This window comes from Flavobacterium sp., assembly GCF_017985075.1.
GTDB lineage: Bacteria > Bacteroidota > Bacteroidia > Flavobacteriales > Flavobacteriaceae > Flavobacterium.
This window is the reverse complement of sequence record NZ_JAGNYF010000104.1, coordinates 1-3,507: the sequence shown is the minus strand read 5'-3', so window position 1 is coordinate 3,507 and position 3,507 is coordinate 1. Positions and strand designations below refer to the sequence as shown.

The following is a 3,507-nucleotide window of genomic DNA, read 5'->3' as shown; positions in this document are numbered from 1 at the left end:
ACCGAATTGGTAGAACGGGTAGAGCAGGTAATGAAGGTTTAGCGATTTCTTTTTGTGGAAAAGACGAATTGCCGTACTGGAAAGACATTGAAAAACTAACCCGTCAGCAAATTAAAGTAGTGAAAGAAAATCCGTATCCGTATAGAGAATTTACGGAAGACGAATTAAAAAACAAAGAAACGGATACCCGAGGCGACAGAAGAAATCCTGCCAAACAAAAACAAAATAACGCACCAAAAACACCAAAAGCAGCTAAATCTGCAAATGCAGATAGTTCTAATTCCAGAAAATCGGATGCTTCTAAACAGAATAAGAAGCGTTGGTATTAGGAGGGTTAAGGGTTAAAGGTTTTGGGTATAAGGTTAATGGTATAGTTGGCTTCGAGAACCTCAGCCAACAATACAAGGAATAAATAAACTATTGATTTGTTGGCTGAGGCACTCGAAGTCAACAACATAAAAGGAATAAGTTCTATAGAATTTGTTCCTTTTTTTGTTTTAACAAATACAACATATAAAAATTAGAAAGTAATAGAAGATAAAATCCTATTTTTATTTGTCCAAATCGTTCTAATAATCCAGAATAATAAAAAACAATTGTTATTGATAGAATGAATACTATACTTGAAATAGTAAATAATTTTATTTTATTATAATTTTTTAAAAACGAATAAATTGAGGTGAGTAAAGATGTAATAATTAATAAAATACTAAATATACAAAATGAAAAAATAGTAAAAAATCCCGTTTCATTAATTATACTTTTTTTATCATTCATTACTACGTCAATTATTGATTTTCCATTTTCATAGGCTATTTCAAAAACGTTTTCAGATTTTTCTTTAAAATAAATTTTTAGTTCATTAGAATAATCTGCTTTAGTTCCTTCAACTCTTTTATTCACACCAGCACATTGCTTAATAAACGGACAAAAAAGTAATAAAACTATAATAATAGAAACAAATCGTAGCTTTTTCATAAGAATATATTTAATAAATTTTATGGTTTCAAATTTTATGCCAAATAAATGATATAAGGTTTTGTTGGCTTCGAGTGCCTCAGCCAACAATACAAGAAATAAATAAACTATTGATTTGTTGGCTGAGGCACTCGAAGTCAACAACTAAACTAAAACAAGTTAAAGTCTTTGTTGGCTGAGGCACTCGAAGCCAACAAATAATTACTACATTTTTCAAATATTTTCACTTCGTACTTCTAACTTCCAACTTCAAATACTATCTTTGCTACTATAACGATTTAGTATATGGAATGTATTTCAGTTTTTGATATGTTAAAAATAGGCGTAGGCCCTTCAAGTTCTCATACTTTAGGACCCTGGCGTGCTGCTGAACAATTTTTAGCCGAATTACGAAATCAAAATATAATTGCTTCAGTACATCGCGTAAAAGTCGATTTGTATGGGTCACTTTCTTTAACAGGAAAAGGGCACGCTACCGACTTAGCCGTTATGTTAGGATTAAGTGGCGCCGATCCGGAATATGTGCCAATTGATGCCATTTCATCAATTATTGAAGACATAAAAACGAATAATGAATTGCTTTTGGATAACGAATTCAAAATTCATTTTAACGTAGTTTCAGATATCTTTTTCAATAAGAATTTTTTACCTTTTCACGCTAACGGTATGGTGTTTACTGCCTATACTAATGATTCAGAATACAGTTCAACTTTTTATTCAATTGGAGGTGGCTTTGTAGTTAAGGAAGAGGATGATACAGATAAAAATTTAGAGATAAAATGTGCCTTTCCCTTCTTGGTGAATACAGGTGTTGAATTATTAGAATTTTGTCAAACTGAGCGCAAGACGATTTCTGATATTGTGTATGAAAATGAAAAATCAATGCGTACAGAAACAGAAATTCATTCTGAGTTAATGCGCATTTGGCATACTATGTTGGAATGTATGTATATTGGTGCCCACACAGACGGAACTTTGCCTGGTGGTTTAAATGTAAAAAGAAGAGCCTACGATATGCATACCAATTTAATTGGAATCGCCAATTACAATTCGCCACAAGAATGGTTGAGTTGTATACGTCAAACGGAGGTTAAATTTCGTCAAATATTAAAATGGGTATCCTGTTTTGCTTTGGCAGTAAATGAGGTAAATGCTTCTTTAGGACGAGTTGTAACCGCACCTACTAACGGAAGTGCAGGTGTTATTCCAGCAGTTTTGATGTATTATTTAGTCATTGAAAATCATCACGCTGGCGAAAAAGAAATCAAACAATTTTTAATGGTTGCTGGTCAAATAGGGAGTATCTTCAAAAAAGGAGCTACTATTTCCGCAGCTATGGGCGGTTGTCAAGCAGAAATAGGGGTTTCCTCTGCTATGGCAGCAGCAGCGTTATGCGAATTAATGGGTGGTACGCCAGAACAAGTATTGGTAGCCGCTGAAATAGCTATGGAACATCATTTAGGTATGACGTGCGATCCAATAGGTGGTTTGGTGCAAGTACCTTGTATAGAACGCAATACTATGGGTGCTATAAAAGCCATAAATGCAGCCGAATTGGCTTTAGAAACCGATGCTAAAAACGTGTTGGTACCTTTGGATAAAGTAGTAGCCACCATGTGGGAAACCGCTAAAGATATGAACTCAAAATACAAAGAAACTTCTGAAGGTGGCTTGGCTATTGGAGTAGGATTGGCGGATTGTTAATTTATTTAAAACCATAAAACTATGTTTGAACTAATTTGGGGAATATTAAATGCAGTAATTTTTATTTATTTTCTTGTGGTCTGCATTAAATCAGTAAAAATCGTTAGAGATGGCTTGGGTGGTCTTGCTGGATTAGTTCTTGTAATTGGATTGCTATCATTTATTTCAAAAGAAGATTCAAAGAATTTAGCAGAAAAAAACATTAATTTTTACAATCAAGATTCCTCAAATAATTCAACTAAAAGTAAATTTTCAGGGAATTCATTTCATCAAGATGTGATTTTGGAAAAGAATTTAACTTCTGTAATTTCCTTAGATATATATTTTGGAGAAGAAAAAAATGATTTAGTTATTATCAGTGCAAATTGTATGAAAGGCGGTTTAATTAGTGGTACTAAATGGAATGTTCATACAATTCACGTAGATAAGCCTAAAAATAAAAACTACTGTAATTACTTTGTTTCGGGTAGTGTTGATTGGAGAATTATGGGATTAAAATTATATTCAGAAAGTAAAATTTTTGAAGGAAAAGTGATTTTGAAGAAATAATATCTATTTTGAATTCGTCAAATCTGTGTACCCATCTAAAATTTAAAACTCAAAACTCATTGTAGTGGTTACCGAAAAATTATCTTTTTTGGTATTGGTATCAAAAATATTATCTGTGGCGTGATACCATTTTCCTTCTGTTCTTATTTTAAACTTCGAATTGGGTAAAAAATCTAAATTTATTGAATTTCCTACCGTTTCAAAAGGAATTTGACTAGCTATTATTGCCTGCTTCTTATCTTGATAATATTCAATTCTGTGTGCCATTTGCCATTT

5 protein-coding genes are annotated in these 3,507 nt (G+C 32.3%); 3 read left to right on the top strand and 2 right to left on the bottom strand.

From position 1 onward, the window contains the following. Positions 1-329 (top strand): DEAD/DEAH box helicase (locus KA468_RS10925; RefSeq protein ID WP_291242963.1); only part of this gene is annotated, 329 nt, incomplete at its 5' end. A 142-nt stretch (positions 330-471) separates the two neighbouring features. On the opposite strand, the gene KA468_RS10920 is transcribed toward KA468_RS10925, so the two are convergent. Then, positions 472-978 carry a hypothetical protein gene (locus KA468_RS10920; RefSeq protein WP_291242962.1) on the bottom strand — a complete coding sequence of 169 codons (507 nt, stop codon included), beginning with the start codon at positions 976-978 and terminating at the stop codon, positions 472-474. A gap of 285 nt (positions 979-1,263) precedes the next feature. Between KA468_RS10920 and KA468_RS10915 the strand changes: the two genes are divergently transcribed. Both KA468_RS10915 and KA468_RS10910 read left to right on the top strand, forming a co-directional pair. Then, a complete protein-coding gene (locus tag KA468_RS10915) occupies positions 1,264-2,682 on the top strand; it encodes an L-serine ammonia-lyase (protein ID WP_291242961.1) in 1,419 nt (472 codons plus the stop codon). 21 nt (positions 2,683-2,703) lie between these two features. Beyond that, complete coding sequence (locus KA468_RS10910) at positions 2,704-3,231, top strand: hypothetical protein (protein ID WP_291242960.1); 528 nt, start codon at positions 2,704-2,706, stop codon at positions 3,229-3,231. 42 nt (positions 3,232-3,273) lie between these two features. On the opposite strand, the gene KA468_RS10905 is transcribed toward KA468_RS10910, so the two are convergent. After that, positions 3,274-3,507: outer membrane beta-barrel protein (locus KA468_RS10905; protein WP_291242959.1), on the bottom strand; the 234-nt coding region annotated here is incomplete at its 5' end.

Bases quoted from the DNA above. Each gene is read 5' to 3' on its own strand.
- KA468_RS10920 (WP_291242962.1), bottom strand. From the start codon at position 978: ATGAAAAAGCTACGATTTGTTTCTATTATTATAGTTTTATTACTTTTT.
- KA468_RS10915 (WP_291242961.1), top strand. From the start codon at position 1,264: ATGGAATGTATTTCAGTTTTTGATATGTTAAAAATAGGCGTAGGCCCT.
- KA468_RS10910 (WP_291242960.1), top strand. From the start codon at position 2,704: ATGTTTGAACTAATTTGGGGAATATTAAATGCAGTAATTTTTATTTAT.